The sequence below is a fragment of the uncultured Tenacibaculum sp. genome, from assembly GCF_947504135.1.
Lineage (GTDB): Bacteria > Bacteroidota > Bacteroidia > Flavobacteriales > Flavobacteriaceae > Polaribacter.
Genome location: NZ_CANNGG010000005.1, coordinates 24,951 through 45,964, shown reverse-complemented (window position 1 = coordinate 45,964; position 21,014 = coordinate 24,951). Strand labels below are relative to the sequence as shown.

The following is a 21,014-nucleotide window of genomic DNA, read 5'->3' as shown; positions in this document are numbered from 1 at the left end:
TTAATAGTATTTGCATATTTTTGAATTATAATAGCAATTTATCAATGAAAGTTTTACCCTTTAAAATACCAAAAACTCAAAATATTGGATTAATTTATCAAGAAGATAAAGAGCAATATTTTTATGATAAATTTCATCAACATGAAGAGATACAATTATGTGTGATAGTAAGGGGTGAAGGTACTTTAGTTGTTGGTGATACTATTGATAAATACTCGTCAGGAGATGTTTTAGTAATAGGAAGTAATTTACCGCATGTTTTTAAAAGTGATGCTTCCATCATTAAAGAATCTTTTATGATTTCACTTTTCTTTACAAAAGAGTCATTTGGAAAGAGCTTTTTTTTATTGGATGATTTTAAAGAACTAATTCCTTTTTTTGAAAAATCTACCTGTGGGTTTAGACTTCTTGAGAACAGGGAAAAAGTTATGGATATCTTATTACAGTTACAGCAATCAACAAACCTCAATCGTTTTATAGGTTTACTTCAGGTTTTAAAAATATTAGTTAATTCAAAAACAGTTGAATTGGCCAATTTTATTTACCCGAAGAAATATACGGATAATGAAGGAAAGAGAATGCGTAATGTTATGGATTTTACAATGAATAACTTTGATAAGAATATAGGTTTATACGAGATTTCCGAAAAAGCAAATATGACGCCTAATGCTTTCTGTAGATACTTTAAACAACGAACAAATAAAACATATTTTACTTTTTTAAATGAACTACGTATAGAAAATGCATGTAAGTTATTAAACTCAGGAAATATATTATCAATTAGTGAAATAGCTTACCAATGTGGTTTTAATAATTTATCTAATTTTAACAGAAAGTTTAAAGAAATTAAAGCAGTTAGCCCATCAAAATACAGAAAAGTTTCGGGTTTTAAGTAGTTAGCTTGTTGTATTATAGTAAGAAAGCAATATATTATCAATTTTTTAAACAACTGTTGATTATATTTGGGGCTATTTATCTACTTAATTTTAATGGGGAAAAGAATTACTTATTTATTGTTTTTAGTATTGTCAATCATTACTGAATTATCTGCACAAGAAACATTACCAATTTATGCTGATTATTTATCAGATAATGTGTATTTATTACATCCCGCTGCTGCAGGTATTGGTGATTGTGGAAAAATAAGATTAACGGCACGTCAGCAATGGTTGGGAGTAGATGATGCACCAGCATTGCAAACGGCTAGTTTCCATGCAAAATTAAGCGAGTACTCTAACACAGGCTTGGGAGTAATTCTTTTTAATGATAAAAATGGGTATCATTCACAAAAAGGAATTCAAGGGACCTACGCATATCACATTGATATGGGGAATGAAAATCTTTTTAATCAGTTATCTTTTGGATTGTCTTTTTCTGTGGTTCAGAATGAGAGAGATCAAAGAACTTTTGTAAATGATCCTACAGTAAGTCAGGTTATAGAAAGTGATTTTTATTTTAATGCTGACTTTGGTATGGCATATCATAAAAATGGATTATCATCTTATTTTACAGTAAAAAACCTTTTTTTATCAGCAAAAAACAACTTAAATCCTGATTTTGAATCGTATAATCTTAGAAATTATGTTTTAGGAGGAGGGTATTTCTTTGGAGATAAGGAAAAACTACAATTTGAACCCTCATTAATGTTTCAGTATAAAGAACTAACTGAAGAGAAGATAGCAGATATAAACTTTAAAGTGTACAAAACTTTAAGTGCAACACAATTATGGGCTGCATTATCTTATAGAAGAAGTTTTGGTGGAAATGTTTTTGGAGACTCTCAATATTTAACCCCTATAGTAGGAGTTAATTACAAAAATTGGATGTTTGCCTATACATATACACAACAAACAGGAGATGTGGTATTTTCAAATGGAGGGTTTCATCAATTATCATTAGGGATAAATTTATTCTGCACTAAAAGGAGGGCAGCAGCGTGTCCTAATATCAATGGAAGTTTTACATATTAAAAATCAAGAAAGTCAATTTTACTGTTTCGATAGTTTTTAAGCATTACTTCTAAAACATTTTTATCTTTATTTATAAAAAAAGTATTATTAGGTATCTCGTTACTTTGGTTGAGTATATTTTGCTGATTTAAAACATTTTTAACCTGTTTAGCAACAGCTTCACCAGAATCTATAATTTTGACTTTATTTCCAGTTATTTTTTGTATTTGAGGTAGTAAATATGGGTAATGTGTGCATCCTAAAACAATATAATCACACTTTTTCTCTAACATGGGAGCTATATACTTTTTTAATAAAGAAGTCATCTCGTTAGAGTGAATTTTACCATTTTCTATTAGTTCAACCAAGCCTTCACCAACTTGTTCTATAATATTAATTTCATCGTTTAAACTAGAAGTGGTTTTTTCAAATAATGTACTATTTAAAGTACCCTTTGTTGCAAGGATACCAATTGTACCTGTTTGGGTATTTAATGAAGCAGGTTTAATTGCCGGCTCTATGCCAATAAAAGGAATTTTGTAATTACTTCTTAAGTATTCAATAGCATTGGTAGTAGCTGTATTGCAAGCAACAACAATTATTTTAGCTCCATTATTAATTAAAAGTTCTGTATTTTTAATAGATAAATCAACTATTTCTTGTGTTGATTTTTGACCATATGGAGCATTCTTACTATCCGATAGGTAAATAGTGTTTTCTTGAGGTAACAATTGATGAATTTCCTTCCATATGGATGTACCACCAATACCAGAATCAAAAATACCAATAGGATGTTGTGCAATAGTTTTCATACGTATAACAAAAATAAAAATCCTGCTGTTTAAACAGCAGGATTTTTATATAAAATATATGTATTCTTTTTAGAATCCTAATTTAGCTTTTACAGCATCGTAGATATCTTCTCCTTTATCGTAAACGATTAAACCTTTACCTGGAGCAGCATCAAAAACATAGATAATCCCCTTTTCAGCAGCTACAGCTTTAATAGCATCTTCAGCCTTCTTTAAGATAGGAATAGTTTTTTCTTGGTATTTTTTTTGCATTTCTTGACCAGCAGCTTGTTCAGCTTGCGCTATCTTTTGTCTGTCTTGATTAACCTCAACGGCTCTTTTTTGGTTTACTTCTTGAGTTTGACTTTTACCTTCAGCTTCATATTTTTTCATTTTAGCCTCTAGTTTTTTGTACATTGTTTCAATGTCGTCACGGTATGTTTTGTTTAGCTTTTCAAGCTCTGCTTTCATAGCTTTTGTTGCAGGCATTTCAGCTAATAATTTATCTGTGTTAATATGTGCAGTTTTTTGTGCGTTTGCTACACCACCCAATCCAACAGTAAAAATTGCAACTAATAATAACGTTTTTAAATGTTTCATCTTTGTTTTAATTTAATTAATGTTCTTTATTCTTGATTTATTTGTTTTCCTTTTGTTCTTCTTCTTTTTTCTTCTTTGCTTCTTGTTGTGCTTTTAAAAGAGCCGCTCTTTTTTCTTGTAATAATTTTCTTTTGTTTGCTCTTTCTTTTAAGCGTTGTTGCCTTTTTTCTTCAATTTGTTTAATTTTAGCAAGCCTATCTGCTTCTTTCTTTTTTCTTAACTCTTCTTTTTGAGCAATTCTAGCTTTTTGTTCATCACTTAAATTATTATTCTTAAGTAATTCTTTCTTCGCTTCTATTTTGTCTTTTCTAGCCTGTTTTTTTTGATCAATATTAATCATTTGTACAACAAGGTCGCTAATATCGTGTTTTTTGTTGGAATACAGCATAACCAATTCACTTGATTTATCAAAAACAAAATCATATTGTTTTCGAGAGGCTATTGTTTGTACTGCATTGTATACTTGGTCTTGTACAGGTTTTACTAACTGCTTTCTTAAATTGTACATGTCTCCATTAGGACCAAAGTATAAAGATTCTAATCTTCGTAAAGACTCTTGTTTGATCGTAATGTCTTCTTCACGCTCTTCTATCAGACCTTTGGTTAGAATTGCTTTTTCGTTAGATAGATCTGTTTTTAAAACTTCAATGGCACGGGCTTCTTTATCTAACTTTGTTTTCCACTTTTCTACTTTAGCATCTAATGCATTTTGTGCGTCTAGATATTCTGGAATGTTCTGAAGAATATATTCCATGTCAATATAGGCAATACGTTGATTTTTCTGGGCAACAGTTATACTTGCAATAAGTAAAAGAACGATTGATAAAATACTTTTTTTCATCTTGTATAATGTGTTTAGAAAAAACCGTGCCAAAACCTAGACACATTACAAATGTGCGGTTTTAGAACTGTCTTCCGATTATAAAATGCGTTTGCCAACCAGATTTTTCAGATAACCCAGGTAATGGATCGAATCCGTGCGCAAAATCGATACCTAATAATCCAAATGCAGGCATAAATATACGAACACCAACTCCAGCTGAACGTTTTAACTTAAACGGATTAAAAGTACTAAAATTGTCATAAGAATTACCTGCTTCTAAAAAACCTAAAGTATAAATAGATGCTGAAGGTTTATCTGTAATAGAGTAACGTAACTCTAATTGAAATTTGTTATAAATAGCTCCACCATCGATAGAAGAAATACGGTTATTTTCGTAACCTCTCAAACCTATTGTTTCACGACCATCTAATTGACCTTGCGCAATACCATCTCCACCAACAAAATATCTTTCAACAGGAGTTAAACCAACTTCACTATTGTATTTTCCAAGGTACCCCATTTCAAAATTAGACATTAACACTAATTTGTTAGCTAGGGATGTATACCACTTACCTTTTGCAGATATCTTGTAATATTCTAACCATTTATATTTGTCAGCTAAGTATGCTTGACGTTCATCTGGTGTTGGATTTGTAGGTTCTGTATAGTCTTTTCCGTTAACTAGTGAATAAGGAAAAGTAGCTTTAGCACGTAAAGTGAATTCTGAACCATAAGTAGGGAAAATTAAACTAGGCCCAGCAGAGTTACGGCTTAATGCAACACTATAAGCTAAGTTGTTTAAATCTCCCTGGCTAAGAATATTATTTGAAGAACCTACACGATAACCGTAGTTGTTAAGCCCTATTCTTTGGTAACTAATGTTTTGAGAAAGGGTAAAGTAGTCATCAGGCCACTTTAAACGTTTTCCTAAACCAATTGAGGCACCTATAATACTTAAACTTTCATTTTTATTTACATCATACGTGTTGTAATCGAAACGATATTGGTTTGATAAGTATACCGAGAATGATAACGATTGAGGTGTTTTACCTCCTAACCAAGGCTCTGTAAAAGAAAAACTATACGTGTTATAAGTTCTACTAGCTTGTAAACGTAGTGATAAACTTTGACCGTCTCCCATAGGTAATGGTTTGTAAGTTTCTTTGTTGAAAATATTTCTCATAGAGAAATTGTTAAAAGAAAGTCCTAAAGTACCAATGAAAGATCCACCACCATATCCACCTTGTAATTCAACTTGACTTCCTCCTTTTTCAACTACAGAAAACTCTATATCAGCTGTTTTATTTTGGTAGTCAGGTTTTACATCAGGAGTTACATTGGTGTCAAAAAATCCTAATTGTCCTATTTCACGGATAGAACGAATAATGTTTTCACGACTAAATAAATCGCCTGGTTTTACACGTAATTCTCTAAAGATTACATGGTCGTTTGTTTTTTCGTTACCAGCAACGCTTACTCTTTTAATGGTAGCTTGGTCGTCTTCTCTAATACGAACTTCTACTGTAATTGAGTCGTTCTCAACTTTGGTTTCAATGGCATTTATTTGAGAAAATAAATATCCGTTGTTGTGGTATAAGGTTTGAATATCTTGAGAATTAGGAGTTCCATCACCAGAAATACGTTCTTTTAACACTTTTCCGTTGTAAATATCTCCTTTTTCAATTCTTAAGAAACTATTTAATTGCTCATCGGTATATTCTTTATTCCCTATGAAAAGAATTTCATTAAAACGGTATTGACGACCTTCTTCTAAATCAATTTCAAGATTAATTGTGTTGTCATCATTCCACACTACTTTGTCTGACAAAATACGAGCATCACGATATCCGTTTTCGCTATATTTTTCAAGAATGCTCTCTAAGTCAGCTTTGTAATCGTCTAGTATGTATTTAGAGGCTTTCCAAAAACGCCCTAGAAGTTTACGTTTAGTGTTTTTCATAGCTTTACGCAAAGTAGCATTAGACATTGCCTTGTTTCCTGTAAAGTTAATTTCTTTAATCTTTATACGGTCTCCTATGTCAATAAAAATGGTCATACTAACTGTATTAACATCAGAAGTGTCTTTTTTTGTATCTAAAGAAACCTTTGTTTTGAGAAAACCTTTGTCTGTATATTTTTTCTTAATAAAGTTTCGAGTGGTTACAATAAGGTTATCGGTAACCATAGTTCCTTTTTTAAGGTCGGTTTCTTTTTTTAGTTCTTTAGCCTTAGATTTACTAATTCCTGAAAAAGTAACACTGGTTAATTGAGGCAGCTCAGTAACGTCAAATTGAAGGTATACAGTTTCTCCATCACGTTTAGATAAATACACATCTACTTCACTAAATTGATCACTTTCATATAGTTTTTTGATTGCGCTAGTTAGTTTATCTCCAGGTAACTTGATAGTTTGACCTTCAACTAAACCTGTGTATACTCTTACGGTTTGTTCGCTAAATTTTTGTAAACCAGTTACAGTTATGCCTCCTAAGAAATATTCCTTTCCTTTTTCGTAGGAAATAACATTTGTAGCAGTGCTATCTTTAGGAGTTGTGTTTTGTGCTTGAGTACTCACCGCAAAAAGGGTGATAAAAAATACTAGTAAATACGAATATTTATTCATTGGTTTCAATCTGTTCACTGGTTTTTCCAAATCTTCTTTCTCTGTTTTGATAATCAATTATTGCATCGTAAAGATGTTCTTTTCTGTAGTCAGGCCATAATACATCTGTAAAATACAATTCAGAATATGCCATTTGCCAAAGTAAATAATTACTTATTCTTTGTTCCCCACTTGTACGTATCATTAAATCAACGTCGGGCAAATTAAACGTATATAAATGATTATTTATAATTTTATCGTTAATTTTTTCAATTTCTATTTCGTTATTAACAACTTTTTTGGTTATGTTTTTGATTGCGTTAACAATTTCCTCCCTCGATCCATAGCTTAAAGCAAAGGTTAACGTAATTTTAGTGTTGTTTTTTGTTGCATCGATAACATTAGCTAATACTTTTTGAGCATTTTTAGGTAAGCTAGTTAAATTACCAATAGCATTTATTTTTACGTTTTTACGTTGAAATTCGGGGAGTTCTTTTTTAAGGGTAGTTACTAGTAAGCTCATTAAAGCATCTACTTCTAACTTTGGACGATTCCAGTTTTCAGTAGAAAAAGCATATAGAGTTAAAAACTTAACACCTAGTTCTGAAGCTGTATCAGCAGTTTCTCTAATGGCTGTTAAAGCATTTCTATGTCCAAAAACACGTTGCATACCTTTACCTTTTGCCCATCTACCATTACCATCCATAATTATAGCAATGTGGTTTGGTACTTTTTGTAAGTTAATGCGCTGTAGTTTTTCTTCCATAATTATTCTGCTATTCCACCAAAACAAGGCGGTCTTCCAAAGGTATAAACAATAGAAACACCTGAAAATACATACCAGTCGTTTCCATTACCTCCAAAATCTAATGAGTTTATTCTATCTGTCGTAAAGTCTATATCATCTACAAATGTAAATCGTATACCTGTTTCGAATGCAATAGCAAAGTTGTCTGCTAACCTTCCTTTTAAACCGATACCCACGGGTAAGGTATATGAAAACTTATTTTTTAATGAAATAGTATTGTTTGAGACTTGAGAACCTGGGCTTTTATAATTAAAAGCAGCAATCTCAGCTAAAATATAAGGGGTGAAAGTAGTTCTGTAGTCACTGATGTTATAATCGAAAAAGTTAAACTCTACACCAGCAGCAAATTCATGTATATTGTTAGAAAAGTTGTAACCTCTGTTTTGACGAGAAGGATTGCTAGCATCTGCATCATCACCAGAAACAGGGATATATGTATATGTACCCCTTAATGCAATTCTAGGGTTTAAATTATATTTATAAATAAGGCCACCAGCGAATTTATTCGGACGTATATAGTTTGTACTTCCTATATCTCCCACATAATTAGAGCCACCGGCAAATATTCCGATTTCATGAATTTGTGATTGTAAAGGTGTAGCTAAACAAACAAATAATATTAATAAAATAAGTCCTCTCATTGTAAAATAGCGTGCAAATATAGGGAATTGAATTTGCTTTAAAAAGTTAATAATCCGTCTTTTTGATTAACTTTTTTTTTACGGTTTTATTGTAATTACTATCGTTATAACGATTCATTTCGTACATCTTCTCCCCATAAAAGTTTCCCACGCAAGGTATTCAAATAAGATTGATTTTTTGGTAAAACACTTTTTATGGTAAATGGAGCTTTTTGTATTTCTATTTTAGTATTCAATGGAACTGTAGTTATTCGAGAGTCTAAAGAGATTAAAAAATCTTTTTCTCTAGCACTAACTTCCAGAAGAATATCTGTGTCATCAGGAATTACCATTGGACGCGCATTTAAGTTGTGCGGAGCAATGGGGGTAATAACAAAACTTTTTGAGTTTGGTAAAATAACAGGTCCATCACAACTAAGCGAATAACCTGTGGAACCTGTTGGAGTTGCTATAATTAAACCATCAGCCCAATAATTCGTTAAGTACTCTGTGTTTAATGAGGTCTTAATACCAATCATAGAAGTTGTATTTCTTCTAGCAATAGTAACTTCATTAAGTGCAAAGTTGAGTTCATTAAAATCTTCTGTAGCAGGAGATGTTTCTATTTGTAATAAAGAACGTTCTTGAAGTGTGTATTCTTTTTTTAGCATTAAATTAATAGCTTCTTCAATCTGATCTTTTTGAATCGTAGCTAAAAAACCTAAGCGACCTGTATTAATACCCATAATAGGAATGTCTAAATCTCTAATATAGGTAACGGCTCTTAAAATAGTACCGTCTCCACCTATGGTAAACATTACATCAAAAGTGTTTGATAAATCATTAAAATGTGAAAAGGTGGGATACTTTTTGTTTAGCGAATTATTTTCAATAAATAAATTATAGAACTGTTGTTCAAAAAAAACAACAATGTTATGTTTTTCTAAAACAGTTAAAAGAATTTTTACTTCTTTTTCTGCAAGTGTGGTATAAGCTTGTCCGTAAATAGCGACTTTTTTCACTGTTGGAGTTTTGTTTGGTTATTGAAAAAATTACATATCTAAGTACTTTCTTAAATAAGCAGCTCTATCTTTAAGTTCTTCTAAATAAAAATCATCTTCGTGTTGAGTAATAACGTTGTAACCGTACCTACGAAATGTTTGAATGATTTCATTTATTTCTTCAGAAACAATTTTAAGAGTAACCTCAACGCTATTTATATTTTCAGAAGAAATATATGCGCCCAGTAGTTTACCATTACTGGCTTCAACTATTTGTGCTACTTGACTCATAGAATAATCAGTTTTATTCTTATCAATAATCAAAGTATCACTCTCGTTATGTAAAAAAGGGCTATTTGCAAAAGCATCTAAAATATCACTCAATTCATAATAGCCTACATAATGAAGGTTCTTGTCAAGAATAGGAATTAAATTCGAATCATTATCAGCAAATAAGGTAATTAAATCGAGTAGAGTAGCGTTTTCATTTGTGTAAAAATGATCTAATAAGTACGAGTATTCTCTAAGAGTACCATCGTTATTTTCAAGAGTTTGAATATCACTTTCAGGCAAACAACCTACTAACCTGTTATTTTCAACAACAGGAATATGAGTTATAGGTAAATCATTACACAGCTTTTGGGCACTTTTTACAGTGCTGTTTAATGAGAGTGCTTTAATTTCTTTTAATATAAAATCATTGATTTTCATTACTACGAATATAGTTTAAAATGTTGGAATGCGTTACCTTTGTAGTCTAATTTTATAGCATGACAAAGTTAAGTGTTAATATTAATAAAATAGCTACACTTCGTAATTCTAGAGGTGGAAATGTACCTAACTTACTAAAAGTAGCAGCCGATATACAAGGTTTTGGAGCGGAAGGAGTCACAATTCACCCAAGACCAGACGAACGACATATTCGTTATCAAGATGCATACGATTTAAAATCAATTGTAACAACTGAATACAATATTGAGGGAAATCCAATTGATAAGTTTAAGCAAATGGTATTAGAAATTAAACCTACACAAGTAACGTTGGTGCCTGATAGTGTCGATCAGCTCACATCTAATGCAGGTTGGGATACGATAACGCATCAATCGTATTTAAAAGAAGTGATAGCTGAATTTAAAGAAGCGGGAATTAGAACATCAATTTTTATTGATACAGATTTAAAGCTAATTGAGGCTGCTGCGAAAACAGGGACTGATAGAGTTGAGCTATATACTGAAGAATTTGCTACGCAGTACGAAAAAGGGAATAAAGAAGCAGTAAAACAGTATGAAGAAGCCGCAATTTTAGCGAATGAATTAGGACTAGGAGTTAATGCTGGTCATGATTTAAGTTTAGATAATATTCAATTTTTTAAACAAAATATTCCTCATTTAGATGAAGTGTCTATCGGTCATGCACTAATTTCAGAAAGTTTGTATTTAGGGCTAGAAAATGTTGTGAATATGTATTTACATCGTTTGCAATAATTATGGAGGTATTACATTCAAAAATAATAGGAGAGGGGCAGCCGTTACTTATTTTGCATGGATATTTTGGTATGGGAGACAATTGGAAATCGCATGCTAGTAAATTTGCAGAAGATGGTTTTGAGGTGCATTTGATAGATCAGCGTAATCATGGACGAAGCTTTCATGCAGATGCTTTTGATTATGAATTGTTGGTAGGTGATTTATATAGCTATATTCAACATCATAACCTTGAAAAAATAGACTTGTTAGGGCATTCCATGGGAGGAAAAACAGTGATGTTGTTTGCAACCGAATACCCTGAGTTAGTAAACAAGTTAATTGTTGCTGATATTTCTCCAAGAATGTATCCGCCACATCATCACGAAATTTTAGCGGCGTTAAACTCCGTAGATTTTTCGGTACAAACCTCGCGTAAGTTAGTGGATGAAAAACTAGCTGAGTTAATTCCAGAAAAAGGAATCCGTCAATTTTTAGCAAAAAATGTATACCGAAAAACAAAAGACGAATTAGCATTTCGTTTTAATTTAAAATCATTAACTGAAAATAATAGTGAAGTAGGAGTAGCGTTACCTTCTTTTACTGTTTTTGAAGGAGAAACGTTGTTTTTACGAGGAGCAAATTCAGGGTATATTTCAAAAGAAGATGAGCCATTAATTCAGGCACATTTTCCAAATTCAGAAATTAAAACAATAGCCAATGCTGGGCACTGGTTACATGCTGAAAATCCAGAGGATTTTTATAGAGAAGCTATTCATTTTCTGATTGAATAATTACTGTTCAGTTAGGTTTTCTAAAGCGTAGTACAACCTGTTTTGAGCGTTGTCTTGCGATCCAAAGATAGATCGATATACTTCACCTTTTGAGGTTAGTAATATCCATTGTGGCGTTCCTTCCGAATTAAAGAAATCATACATTTTGTGATCTTTATCAATGTAAATTGGGAATGGAAGCTCGTTAATGGTGAAAATACTTAGAATATCTTCTTTAGAAACATCGTTGCTTGTAAAATTACTATGGATGCCTATAACTTCAATATCCATGTAATCTTGCTTAAATTGATAAGCAAGTGGTATAGCTCTACCCGTACATCCTAAACAAGCATTGTTGTAAAACAACAATAATAGAATTTTGTTAGCATACTTTTCAAGTAAGTTAACTTCGTTTTGATTAAAATCGGTTACTTTTATTGAGGTTACAGGTTTAATAGAGTTATTTTTTTATAGTTCAAAAGTACAAAAAGTTAATTGTTTAATTTATAAGCATTTTTAACCATTCTCTTAACAACTAACCTATGAAAAGGTTTTATGAGCTTCATGTATACTTCACCTTTTTTATTATTGTATTCAACTAACGTAATAACTTTGATGTTATAAAAAGGATCGTGATTGTTGTGTACGATTGCTCTAAAATTTAAATGAGTGTCATTAGCACCTAATACAACTTCATTACTTGATATAGAAAAAATTTTAAAGAAACTTACATATCCGCCAACATCAAACCGCTCGTTATAATCATCAGGGTAGTTGTTTTTTAAATTAAAAAAAGCAGCAATTTTATTACGTAATTTAAATAAAAAGTCTACCCAAACTGGAGGTTTATTAAAAATTAAATTTACAATTTCTTCTATTGTGTTTGTATGATTGGTGGTAGAGAATGTGTCATGAAAATTTATTGTAGGAAGTAGTTTTTTAATGTCTTTATTTAAAAGAGTTTTATCTTCTTTAACTTTTTTCATATTACTAATCTCATAAAAATATGAATGTAAATATATAAATAGTAATTGTAGGATTTTAGCACATAGCTATTTAAATTTTAACATAAACTAGTATTTTTTTAACCAAAAAAAGAAAGTTGAGTTATTGTTTGTTTTTACCTAAAGTATATACTTTACGTAACCATAAGTTTCTTTGTTTGGGGGTTGAATCTTTTATTACTGAAAAGAAAGTAGTTTTTATAGGAGTTATACCGCAAAATTCTAAGGTTCCCTTTTTAAACTGTTTAATAGCGGGTCTTTTCATAAAAAGATAATCATACCAGCCTGGGGTGTCAGAAGTAATGATAAGTCGAGCAGTTTTACCTTTTAAAAGTTTTTTAGGAAAAGGTTTTCCTTCAATAGGTTGAAAAGTTATTCCAGGTAAAAAAGCTCTATCAATAAAACCTTTCATTATAGCAGGGTAACCAGCCCACCAAATAGGATAAAACCATACAATATGATCTGCTTTTTTAATTTTAGTTAAAGCTTCTTGTAAATCAAGTTCAAGTTCCGTTCTTTTTCGGTAACCAAATTTAAGGTTGGGATTAAAGTTTAAGTCAATGATGGTAATTTCTTCAATAATAGCATCGGTTTCCAAAACGCCTCTTTTGTAAGAAGCTGCCAGTGCATGGTTAAAACTTTCTTTATCAGGATGTCCGTTTATTAATAAAATATGCTTCATAATATAGTTAAGATTATAATGCAAAGTACGGGTGGTTTTACAAGTCTAAAAAGGACAATTGTCTAATAAAAAACCGATTTTCTAATTCGGCTTAAATGTCGTTGTGTAATTCCTAAATAAGAAGCTAGGTACTGTAATGGGATGGTTTTTAAGTAGTTTGGGTGTGTTTCTAACAGTTTTTTGTAACGGTTTTCAGCGCTTTCATTTTGCAAAACAAATATTCTGTTTTCAAGATTTATATATTCTTGTTCAGCAAATATTTTAAAAAGGCGTAGCCAATTGGTACTTGAGTTTTCTAGTGCTACAAATTGTTCTTTGGTAATGATGTATAGTTCAGCGTTGGTTAACGCTTGAATATTTTCATTAGTTTTTGTTTGAGAAATAAAAGATGAATATGCAGTAACAAATGAGTTTTCTGATAAAAAACAATAAGTAGCTTCTTTTTCGTCAGACGAATGATAAAACGACCTAAAAATACCAGACATTATAAAAGCTACTTCTTTGCAAGTGTTACCTTCTTGAATAAAAAAATCACCTTTGTTAAGTTTTTTATACCTAACTAAATTTACAAAGTTGTCTATTTCTTCTTCGGAAAGAATATTATAAGAGGCCAAGTGTTTTTTGAGCATTTTATTGTTTTAATTAGAAATAAGATGAAGTTAAAATAAAAATCCATCAAAAATTAAAGCAAAGTTTTAAACCTGCCAAAACAGCAGGTTTCTGTTTTGGTATGGTTATGGTAAAGTATATGAAGTGTTACGAATTAATAGTTTCAGTGAAAAAGAGTAAATTTATAATTCATAACTAATTAAATAAAAAAGAAATATGAAAACATTTTTAAAAGTATTGTTAACGGCATTAGTAGTAATTGTATTAGCAAATATTTTACCAGGAGTAACGGTAGCTAGTTATACAACTGCAGTAATTGTGGCAGTAGTAATTGCGTTGTTAAACCTGTTTGTACGTCCGTTGTTAGTATTTTTTACACTACCAGCAACCATCGTTACATTAGGGTTATTCTTATTTGTGATTAATGCAGTAATTATATTGTTGGCAGATAAATTAGTGTCAGGATTTGCAGTTAGCGGATTTTTTACAGCGCTCTTATTCAGTGTGTTGCTGTCAATTTTCAGATCGTTAATGTTTTCACTATTAAAAGAAGGAGACGAATAAGTAACCTAAAACATTAAAAACTAGAAAATAAGGGGAGTAAAAAAGATAATATTCTTATAACTAAAAGTCTTGGTTATCAATAAATAAAGTAGTAATTTTGCACCCGATTTTTTAAGAAACAGATTTTTAAGATGAATATAACAAAAGAAAACGTAGATGCATTAAATGCAGTTGTAAAAGTTGATATTGTTGCAGAAGATTATCAAGATAAAGTAACAAAAGTATTAAACGATTACCGTAAAACAGCTAACATTCCTGGGTTTAGAAAAGGTCATGTACCAATGGGAATGGTAAAGAAGCAGTACGGAAAATCAGTAATGATTGATGAGGTAAACAAGCTTTTACAAGAGTCGTTAAACAAATTCTTAGTTGAAGAGAAGTTAGATATCTTAGGTAACCCATTACCAAGAGTTCAAGAAGATTTCAATTGGGATGCAGATAAATTCTCTTTTGAATTCGAATTAGGATTAGCTCCTGAGTTCGATGTAAACTTAAAGCCAAAAAACAAAGTAACTCAATATAACATTGTTGCTACAGATGAGTTAATCGAGAAAGAAGTTGAAAACATCCAATCTCGTTACGGTAAAATGTCTGCTAAAGACGAGGCTACAGAAGAAACTAATGTAACTGGTACTTTTGTAAACGAAGAGAAAGAAATCAACAAAAAGTCTACAATTTCTGTAAAAGATATTAAAGGAAAAACAAACTTAAAGAAGTTTGTAGGTGCTAAAGTAGGAGATGTTTTAGAGTTAAAAACTAAAAACTTATTCGAAGATGAGCACAAGTTACAAGGAGCTTTAGGTGTATCTCACGATGAGGTTCACGATTTAGACATTCCTGTAACTTTTACTATTGAAGAAATTACTGAAATAGAGCCAGCAGAATTAGACCAAGAGTTATTTGACAAGTTATTTGCTGACGGAAGTGTAAAAACTGTAACTGAATTAAAAGACAAAATTAAAGAAGACGCAGAAAAGCAATTCCAACAACAAGCAGACCAACAATTGTTAAACGCAATTACCGAGAACTTAGTGGATAACACAAAGTTTGATTTACCAGTTGAATTCTTACAAAAGTGGTTACAAACTGCAGGAGAAAAAGAATTAACTGCTGAAGAAGCTGTTGAAGAATATAACAAGTCTGAAAAAGGATTACGTTACCAATTAATCGAAGGAAAGATTATGAAAGATAACGACATCAAATTAGACTATGCAGAGTTAGTAGACTATGCAAAAGGATTTATTAGAGCTCAAATGGCTCAATTTGGAAACATGAATCCAGAAGAAAAAGAATTAGATGATATCGCAGGAAGAATCTTACAAAACCAAGATGAAGCACGTCGTTTACAAGAGCAATTAATTTCTCAAAAATTATTAGCTTTTTATAAAGAAAACATGAGCTTTGATACTAAAGAAGTTTCTTACGAAGATTTCATTAAAGAAGTGTACAAGTAACAGTTAATTACTGATGTTATAAATAAAAACCTGAATGTACATTCAGGTTTTTTTAGCCATTAACTGTAACAAAATACTAACGAAATAGTTCTTATATTTACATCTTTATAACCCAAAAACATTTTAAAAATGGATTACGGAAAAGAGTTCGAAAAATACGCAACAAAGCACCACGGAATAAATAGCAGCTATTTAGGAAAAATTACTAGTAGCTTAACTCCATACATTATGGAAGAACGTCAAATGAATATTACTCAAATGGATGTTTTTTCTCGTTTAATGATGGATAGAATTATCTTTTTAGGTACAGGAATTAACGATCAAGTAGCTAATGTAATTCAAGCACAATTATTGTTTTTAGAAAGTGTAGATGCATCAAAAGATATATCAATCTATATTAATTCACCAGGAGGTGGTGTATATGCTGGTTTGGGTATTTACGATACTATGCAATTTATTAAACCAGATGTAGCAACAATTTGTACAGGTATGGCTGCTTCAATGGGAGCTGTATTAATGTGTGCAGGAGAAAAAGGAAAGCGTTCAGCGTTACCACACTCTCGTATTATGATTCATCAGCCACTAGGTGGAGCACAAGGACAAGCATCTGATATTGAAATTACAGCTCGTGAAATTTTAAAATTAAAAGATGAGTTGTACGAAATCATAGCTAAGCACTCAGGTCAAACAGTAGAAAAAGTAAACAAAGATTCTGATAGAGATTATTGGATGAAGGCCGACGAAGCAAAAGCATACGGTATGGTAGACGAAATTTTAACTAGAAAATAATAAACAAGCTAATAGCACTGAGCTATTGGCAATAAGCTGATAAGATGTCGAAAGAAGAAAATTTACAATGTTCCTTTTGTGGGCGTAAAAAACCAGAAACCGATTTATTAATCGCAGGTTTAGATGCACATATATGTGATAAATGTATAGAGCAAGCTCATGGAATAGTAGAAGAGGAAATAGCTGAAGCTAAAACAAGCGATTTATCAAAAGATTTAACCTTGAAAAAGCCAAAAGAAATTAAAGCTTTTTTAGATGAGTATATCATAGGACAAGATCAAACCAAAAGAGCTATGTCTGTAGCTGTATACAATCATTATAAGAGATTGTTACAAACTAGAGATGATGAAGATGAGGTAGAGATTGAAAAATCGAACATTGTTTTAGTAGGAGAAACTGGAACAGGAAAAACCTTAGTGGCTCGTACAATTGCTAAAATGCTAAATGTACCATTTTCTATAGTAGATGCAACTGTATTAACACAAGCAGGTTATGTAGGAGAAGACGTAGAAAGTATTTTAAGTCGTTTGTTACAAGCAGCAGATTACGATGTTGAAAAAGCAGAAAGAGGTATAGTATTTATTGATGAAATAGATAAAATAGCTCGTAAAGGAGACAATCCATCAATTACACGCGATGTTTCTGGAGAAGGTGTGCAACAAGCTTTATTAAAGTTATTAGAAGGAGCAGTTGTAAATGTAGCTCCTAAAGGAGGTAGAAAGCACCCAGAACAAAAGTTTATTGAAGTAAATACTAAAGATATTTTATTTATTGCCGGAGGAGCTTTTTCTGGTATAGATAGATTTATTAGCAAGCGTTTAAATATGCAAGCGGTTGGTTATAGTGCTTCGGTAGAAGAAGATAAAATTGACCACGACAACTTATTGCAATACATTACACCTCTAGATTTAAAGTCTTTTGGTTTAATACCAGAAATCATTGGTCGTTTACCAGTATTGAGTTATATGAACCCGTTAGATGAAAAAACACTTAGAGCTATTTTAACGGAGCCTAAAAACTCAATTATAAAGCAATACACTAAGTTGTTTTCAATGGATGATGTTGAGTTTACAATGACTGAAGAAGCATTACAGTTTATTGTTAACAAGGCAGTAGAATATAAGTTAGGAGCCCGTGGATTACGTTCGTTATGTGAGGCTATTTTAACCGATGCAATGTTCGATATGCCAAGTTCTGAAGAAAAAGAATTTAAGGTAACAAAAGAATATGCTGAATCTAAACTAACAAAATCGGCATTAAAAAAATTAAGAGCAGCATCTTAAAAATATTAATTGAAAGAAATAAAAAAAGCCATCTAATTAGATGGCTTTTTTTATTTTATAAATATGTTATTCTGTCTTATGAAGCTTACTATATTGTTCTATCCATTTAGTAATTTCTTCATCTTTAATATCATATTTGTGCATAAGATCTTCTCTTATTTGCTTTAAGTATTTTTCATTTAAAACACTTTTCTCATATTCAGAAATAACTAATTTTTTAAAGCTTTCAGCATACTTTTGTATAGGCTTTTTAACCTCTTCAGGTTTGCTTTCAGTGGTTTTTACTGTCTTTTTTTCTGCCTCTTCTACAACAACCTCTTCAACAATTTCTTCTGTAACTTTGTTGTCAGCTACAACACCATTACTTGTTGCATACTTAGTTTTTTCGTCTTTATACCATCCTTGAGGAATGTTAGCTAATTGCTCTTCACTAACAACAATAGTTTTAATCTTGTTACCAGTAACATCCATGTTTATAAGGTTAGGACAGTTAGATACGTCTAACGTAGTTAATTTATTAAAACTAGCGTATAAACTCTCAAGGTTAGAGTTTTTACCAAGAATCAACGAATTCATGTTGTTACTGTCACAACTTATATAGGTTAAGTTAGGGTTATTGCTAACATCTAAACGCTCAATTTTATTTTGAGTACAGTTTAAAAAACTTATAGAAGAGCTTTGCGATAAATCAATCTTTGTAATTTCGTTATCGTAACAATCTAAACGCTTTAAATTAGGAAAGCTCTCTAAACCAGTTAAGTTTTTAATTTTAGAATATACATTAGGTAAATCCTTATTTGTAACAGGATTGTCAATGTTTAAGTTAGTAACATATTCGGCATCACTAATGGTAATACTTCCGTTTAAACCGTTAGAGTCAATTTTTAAATCAACCAAACATTCTTCTAAACCGATATCAGGAATTCGAATAGTTTCTTGAGAAAATGTATTGTAAGATAAAAGTAATGCTAAACTAAAGGGGATAATTGTTTTCATTAATAAGGGGGAATTTTTTGTCAAAATTATATATTTATATGTTTTTAGCAAATTTAATTTAAGAAGAGTTGTCTTATCTATATATTTGTTTGCTCTATTTTATAGTGTATGATTACCCAACAAACCATTGATAAAGTTTTTGAGAGTGCCCGAGTAGAAGAGGTGATAGGAGAATTCGTTCAGTTAAAAAAATCAGGAAGTAACTTTAAAGGGTTAAGTCCGTTTACTGACGAACGTACCCCTTCGTTTATGGTGTCGCCTGTGAAACAAATTTGGAAAGATTTTAGTACAGGAAAAGGAGGGAATGCAATTTCATTTTTAATGGAACACGAGCATTATACCTATCCAGAAGCAATACGTTGGTTAGCGAAAAAATACAATATTGAAATTGAAGAAACCGAGCAGTCTGATGAGCAAAAACAGCAGATGAATGAGCGAGAAAGTATGTTTTTGGTTTCGAAATTCGCCAAAGATTACTTTCATGATGTATTAATGAATACACAAAACGGAAGAGCTATTGGGTTGTCTTATTTCAAAGAGAGAGGATTTAGAGAAGACACTATTGAAAAGTTCGATTTAGGGTACTGTAAAGACGAGTGGGATAATTTTACCAAAGCAGCTCTGGCTAAAGGTTATGATTTAAAATACTTAAAATCTACTGGTTTAACAATTGTAAAAGAAGGAGGAGCTGAAGATAGAAAGTTCGACCGATTTAAAGGGCGTGTGATGTTCCCTATTCACAGTATGTCTGGTCGTATTTTAGGTTTTGGAGGTAGAATACTTACCAACGATAAAAAGGCCGCAAAATACCTGAACTCACCTGAGAGTGATATCTATCATAAAAGTAAAATTCTTTACGGTTTATACCAGGCAAAAAAAGAAATAGCGAAAGAAGATAATTGCTTTTTAGTAGAAGGGTATACAGATGTAATTTCATTTCATCAATCAGGGATTGAAAATGTGGTGGCCTCTTCAGGTACTGCGTTAACACCTGATCAAATTCGATTGGTAAACCGATTAACTAAAAATATTACGGTACTTTTTGATGGAGATGCGGCAGGAATTAGAGCCTCACTTCGTGGAATCGATTTAATTCTCGAACAAGGAATGAATGTAAGGGTAGTAGCCTTTCCAGAAGGTGAAGATCCTGATAGTTTTGCTAAAGCGCATTCAAATGCTGAATTAAAACAGTATTTAAAAGAAAAATCACAAGATTTTATTGAATTCAAAGTTTCTTTATTAATGAAAGAAGCGGCGAACGACCCTGTGAAAAAAGCAGGGTTGATTCGAGATATTGTTACGAGTATTTCTAAAATTCCTGATGGTATTCAACGAGAAGTGTACGTACAAGAGTGTGCACGTATTATGGATATTTCTGAAAGAGTACTATTTAGTGAGCTTGCACAGTTACTAAAAAAAGGTGCGACAGCAACAAGAAAGAGCAGTGCGGGACAAGACCCTAATCAACCACCCCCAGAATATTTTCAAGAGCAAGGACAAGCTTCAATGGAAGCCATAAAAGGAGGAAAGGGGAAGTTACAACATAATATCAATCAGTTAAATATTCTTGAAAAAGAAGTTATAAGGATATTGTTATTGTATGGTAACGAGATTGTTGATTTTGTAAACTGGGTAGATGCAGTTGATGAAAGAGGACGTCCATTTTTAGAAAAAGAAGAGTATCAAAATACGGTATCAAATGAGTTGTATTTAAACTTGCAAGAAGACGAAATAGAGTTTACTAATGAAATATTTAGATTAACCTACTATGAGTTAATTCATCAATTAAATCAAGATGAAAAAATCAAAGTAGATCATCTGGTAATGCATGAAAACCCGCAAATATCTAGCTTAGTGACGAATATTTTGATGGATGAAGAAAAATATAATTTAAGTGATTGGGAACGAAAAGAAGTTTTTGTAACAGAGACAGTTAAGATTCTTCCAAAGTTAGTTACCGATGCTATTTTAAATTTGCGTAGAGTTTTAATTGAAGAAAAAATTAAAGAAATTATGCAAGAAAGTCAAGAGCAAAAAGCAGTTCCTAATCTAGAAGAAATTAGTAATTATACAGGGTTGAAAAAACGCCTTTTTGAAAAATTAAATCGTGTTATTTAATATTAAGAAATTACTAATTATGTAGGATTTTAAGCTTTTTTAACATTTTTTTTGTAACTTTAACGGCGAAAAGAATAAGAAATTA

The 21,014-nt window shown here is 31.4% G+C and carries 22 protein-coding genes; 9 read left to right on the top strand and 13 right to left on the bottom strand.

Annotated features, from left to right (window positions below):
* Positions 1 to 44: 44 nt before the first annotated feature.
* On the top strand, positions 45 to 896 hold the full coding sequence (locus Q0663_RS10905) for an AraC family transcriptional regulator (protein ID WP_299010869.1): 852 nt from the start codon (positions 45 to 47) through the stop codon (positions 894 to 896).
* Positions 897 to 989: 93 nt separating this feature from the next.
* The gene (locus Q0663_RS10900; protein ID WP_299010867.1) at positions 990 to 1,970 is read left to right on the top strand and encodes a type IX secretion system membrane protein PorP/SprF; all 981 of its coding nucleotides are present in this window, start codon (positions 990 to 992) and stop codon (positions 1,968 to 1,970) included.
* Here the strand turns inward: Q0663_RS10900 and murI are convergent.
* The 8 genes from murI to Q0663_RS10860 form a co-directional block, all read right to left on the bottom strand.
* Complete coding sequence (murI, locus tag Q0663_RS10895; RefSeq protein WP_299010864.1) at positions 1,967 to 2,761, bottom strand: glutamate racemase; 795 nt, start codon at positions 2,759 to 2,761, stop codon at positions 1,967 to 1,969. The genes Q0663_RS10900 and murI overlap by 4 nt on opposite strands.
* Before the next feature lie 69 nt (positions 2,762 to 2,830).
* On the bottom strand, positions 2,831 to 3,340 hold the full coding sequence (locus Q0663_RS10890; protein ID WP_299010862.1) for an OmpH family outer membrane protein: 510 nt from the start codon (positions 3,338 to 3,340) through the stop codon (positions 2,831 to 2,833).
* A gap of 37 nt (positions 3,341 to 3,377) precedes the next feature.
* Entirely contained in the window at positions 3,378 to 4,181 is an 804-nt protein-coding gene (locus Q0663_RS10885; protein WP_299010860.1) for an OmpH family outer membrane protein, read from the bottom strand.
* A gap of 61 nt (positions 4,182 to 4,242) precedes the next feature.
* Complete coding sequence (gene bamA, locus Q0663_RS10880; protein WP_299010858.1) at positions 4,243 to 6,786, bottom strand: outer membrane protein assembly factor BamA; 2,544 nt, start codon at positions 6,784 to 6,786, stop codon at positions 4,243 to 4,245.
* Entirely contained in the window at positions 6,779 to 7,531 is a 753-nt protein-coding gene (locus Q0663_RS10875) for an isoprenyl transferase (protein WP_299010857.1), read from the bottom strand. Before Q0663_RS10875 ends, bamA begins: the two co-directional genes overlap by 8 nt.
* Before the next feature lie 2 nt (positions 7,532 to 7,533).
* Entirely contained in the window at positions 7,534 to 8,214 is a 681-nt protein-coding gene (locus Q0663_RS10870; protein ID WP_299010854.1) for a DUF6089 family protein, read from the bottom strand.
* A gap of 104 nt (positions 8,215 to 8,318) precedes the next feature.
* Positions 8,319 to 9,215, bottom strand: coding sequence for an NAD kinase (locus Q0663_RS10865; protein ID WP_299010852.1), 897 nt, complete (start codon positions 9,213 to 9,215; stop codon positions 8,319 to 8,321).
* A 30-nt stretch (positions 9,216 to 9,245) separates the two neighbouring features.
* Positions 9,246 to 9,905 (bottom strand): CBS domain-containing protein, encoded by a 660-nt coding sequence (locus Q0663_RS10860; RefSeq protein ID WP_299010847.1) that lies wholly within the window; start codon positions 9,903 to 9,905, stop codon positions 9,246 to 9,248.
* Between the two features lie 59 nt (positions 9,906 to 9,964).
* Between Q0663_RS10860 and Q0663_RS10855 the strand changes: the two genes are divergently transcribed.
* Together Q0663_RS10855 and Q0663_RS10850 are read left to right on the top strand one after the other, a co-directional pair.
* On the top strand, positions 9,965 to 10,678 hold the full coding sequence (locus tag Q0663_RS10855) for a pyridoxine 5'-phosphate synthase (protein WP_299010844.1): 714 nt from the start codon (positions 9,965 to 9,967) through the stop codon (positions 10,676 to 10,678).
* Positions 10,679 to 10,680: 2 nt separating this feature from the next.
* The gene (locus Q0663_RS10850; protein WP_299010841.1) at positions 10,681 to 11,451 is read left to right on the top strand and encodes an alpha/beta fold hydrolase; all 771 of its coding nucleotides are present in this window, start codon (positions 10,681 to 10,683) and stop codon (positions 11,449 to 11,451) included.
* On the opposite strand, the gene Q0663_RS10845 is transcribed toward Q0663_RS10850, so the two are convergent.
* From Q0663_RS10845 to Q0663_RS10830, 4 genes are all read right to left on the bottom strand, one after another.
* Complete coding sequence (locus Q0663_RS10845; RefSeq protein ID WP_299011287.1) at positions 11,452 to 11,868, bottom strand: redoxin domain-containing protein; 417 nt, start codon at positions 11,866 to 11,868, stop codon at positions 11,452 to 11,454.
* A 53-nt stretch (positions 11,869 to 11,921) separates the two neighbouring features.
* Positions 11,922 to 12,416, bottom strand: a complete 495-nt coding sequence (locus Q0663_RS10840; protein WP_053056652.1) for a DUF2867 domain-containing protein — start codon at positions 12,414 to 12,416, stop codon at positions 11,922 to 11,924.
* Positions 12,417 to 12,537: 121 nt separating this feature from the next.
* Positions 12,538 to 13,116, bottom strand: a complete 579-nt coding sequence (locus tag Q0663_RS10835) for an NAD(P)H-dependent oxidoreductase (protein WP_299010832.1) — start codon at positions 13,114 to 13,116, stop codon at positions 12,538 to 12,540.
* A 62-nt stretch (positions 13,117 to 13,178) separates the two neighbouring features.
* Positions 13,179 to 13,745 carry a Crp/Fnr family transcriptional regulator gene (locus tag Q0663_RS10830; protein ID WP_299010829.1) on the bottom strand — a complete coding sequence of 189 codons (567 nt, stop codon included), beginning with the start codon at positions 13,743 to 13,745 and terminating at the stop codon, positions 13,179 to 13,181.
* A gap of 196 nt (positions 13,746 to 13,941) precedes the next feature.
* Between Q0663_RS10830 and Q0663_RS10825 the strand changes: the two genes are divergently transcribed.
* The 4 genes from Q0663_RS10825 (at position 13,942) to clpX (ending at position 17,815) form a co-directional block, all read left to right on the top strand.
* On the top strand, positions 13,942 to 14,289 hold the full coding sequence (locus Q0663_RS10825) for a phage holin family protein (RefSeq protein WP_028892378.1): 348 nt from the start codon (positions 13,942 to 13,944) through the stop codon (positions 14,287 to 14,289).
* Between the two features lie 131 nt (positions 14,290 to 14,420).
* Positions 14,421 to 15,743: a trigger factor gene (gene tig / locus Q0663_RS10820; RefSeq protein ID WP_299010824.1), complete on the top strand. Its 1,323-nt coding sequence runs from the start codon at positions 14,421 to 14,423 to the stop codon at positions 15,741 to 15,743.
* A 129-nt stretch (positions 15,744 to 15,872) separates the two neighbouring features.
* Positions 15,873 to 16,532, top strand: coding sequence for an ATP-dependent Clp endopeptidase proteolytic subunit ClpP (gene clpP / locus Q0663_RS10815; protein ID WP_299010821.1), 660 nt, complete (start codon positions 15,873 to 15,875; stop codon positions 16,530 to 16,532).
* A gap of 44 nt (positions 16,533 to 16,576) precedes the next feature.
* Positions 16,577 to 17,815, top strand: a complete 1,239-nt coding sequence (gene clpX / locus Q0663_RS10810) for an ATP-dependent Clp protease ATP-binding subunit ClpX (RefSeq protein WP_299010818.1) — start codon at positions 16,577 to 16,579, stop codon at positions 17,813 to 17,815.
* Between the two features lie 66 nt (positions 17,816 to 17,881).
* Here the strand turns inward: clpX and Q0663_RS10805 are convergent, their stop codons facing one another.
* Complete coding sequence (locus tag Q0663_RS10805) at positions 17,882 to 18,811, bottom strand: hypothetical protein (RefSeq protein ID WP_299010816.1); 930 nt, start codon at positions 18,809 to 18,811, stop codon at positions 17,882 to 17,884.
* Between the two features lie 108 nt (positions 18,812 to 18,919).
* Between Q0663_RS10805 and dnaG the strand changes: the two genes are divergently transcribed.
* The gene (gene dnaG / locus Q0663_RS10800) at positions 18,920 to 20,929 is read left to right on the top strand and encodes a DNA primase (protein WP_299010813.1); all 2,010 of its coding nucleotides are present in this window, start codon (positions 18,920 to 18,922) and stop codon (positions 20,927 to 20,929) included.
* Positions 20,930 to 21,014: the final 85 nt, after the last annotated feature.

Excerpts from the sequence above, each read along its gene's own strand:
- Q0663_RS10905 (WP_299010869.1), top strand. The coding sequence starts at position 45 with ATGAAAGTTTTACCCTTTAAAATACCAAAAACTCAAAATATTGGATTA.
- Q0663_RS10900 (WP_299010867.1), top strand. The coding sequence starts at position 990 with ATGGGGAAAAGAATTACTTATTTATTGTTTTTAGTATTGTCAATCATT.
- murI (WP_299010864.1), bottom strand. The coding sequence starts at position 2,761 with ATGAAAACTATTGCACAACATCCTATTGGTATTTTTGATTCTGGTATT.
- Q0663_RS10890 (WP_299010862.1), bottom strand. The coding sequence starts at position 3,340 with ATGAAACATTTAAAAACGTTATTATTAGTTGCAATTTTTACTGTTGGA.
- Q0663_RS10885 (WP_299010860.1), bottom strand. The coding sequence starts at position 4,181 with ATGAAAAAAAGTATTTTATCAATCGTTCTTTTACTTATTGCAAGTATA.
- bamA (WP_299010858.1), bottom strand. The coding sequence starts at position 6,786 with ATGAATAAATATTCGTATTTACTAGTATTTTTTATCACCCTTTTTGCG.
- Q0663_RS10875 (WP_299010857.1), bottom strand. The coding sequence starts at position 7,531 with ATGGAAGAAAAACTACAGCGCATTAACTTACAAAAAGTACCAAACCAC.
- Q0663_RS10870 (WP_299010854.1), bottom strand. The coding sequence starts at position 8,214 with ATGAGAGGACTTATTTTATTAATATTATTTGTTTGTTTAGCTACACCT.
- Q0663_RS10860 (WP_299010847.1), bottom strand. The coding sequence starts at position 9,905 with ATGAAAATCAATGATTTTATATTAAAAGAAATTAAAGCACTCTCATTA.
- Q0663_RS10855 (WP_299010844.1), top strand. The coding sequence starts at position 9,965 with ATGACAAAGTTAAGTGTTAATATTAATAAAATAGCTACACTTCGTAAT.
- Q0663_RS10850 (WP_299010841.1), top strand. The coding sequence starts at position 10,681 with ATGGAGGTATTACATTCAAAAATAATAGGAGAGGGGCAGCCGTTACTT.
- Q0663_RS10840 (WP_053056652.1), bottom strand. The coding sequence starts at position 12,416 with ATGAAAAAAGTTAAAGAAGATAAAACTCTTTTAAATAAAGACATTAAA.
- Q0663_RS10835 (WP_299010832.1), bottom strand. The coding sequence starts at position 13,116 with ATGAAGCATATTTTATTAATAAACGGACATCCTGATAAAGAAAGTTTT.
- Q0663_RS10830 (WP_299010829.1), bottom strand. The coding sequence starts at position 13,745 with ATGCTCAAAAAACACTTGGCCTCTTATAATATTCTTTCCGAAGAAGAA.
- Q0663_RS10825 (WP_028892378.1), top strand. The coding sequence starts at position 13,942 with ATGAAAACATTTTTAAAAGTATTGTTAACGGCATTAGTAGTAATTGTA.
- tig (WP_299010824.1), top strand. The coding sequence starts at position 14,421 with ATGAATATAACAAAAGAAAACGTAGATGCATTAAATGCAGTTGTAAAA.
- clpP (WP_299010821.1), top strand. The coding sequence starts at position 15,873 with ATGGATTACGGAAAAGAGTTCGAAAAATACGCAACAAAGCACCACGGA.
- clpX (WP_299010818.1), top strand. The coding sequence starts at position 16,577 with ATGTCGAAAGAAGAAAATTTACAATGTTCCTTTTGTGGGCGTAAAAAA.
- Q0663_RS10805 (WP_299010816.1), bottom strand. The coding sequence starts at position 18,811 with ATGAAAACAATTATCCCCTTTAGTTTAGCATTACTTTTATCTTACAAT.
- dnaG (WP_299010813.1), top strand. The coding sequence starts at position 18,920 with ATGATTACCCAACAAACCATTGATAAAGTTTTTGAGAGTGCCCGAGTA.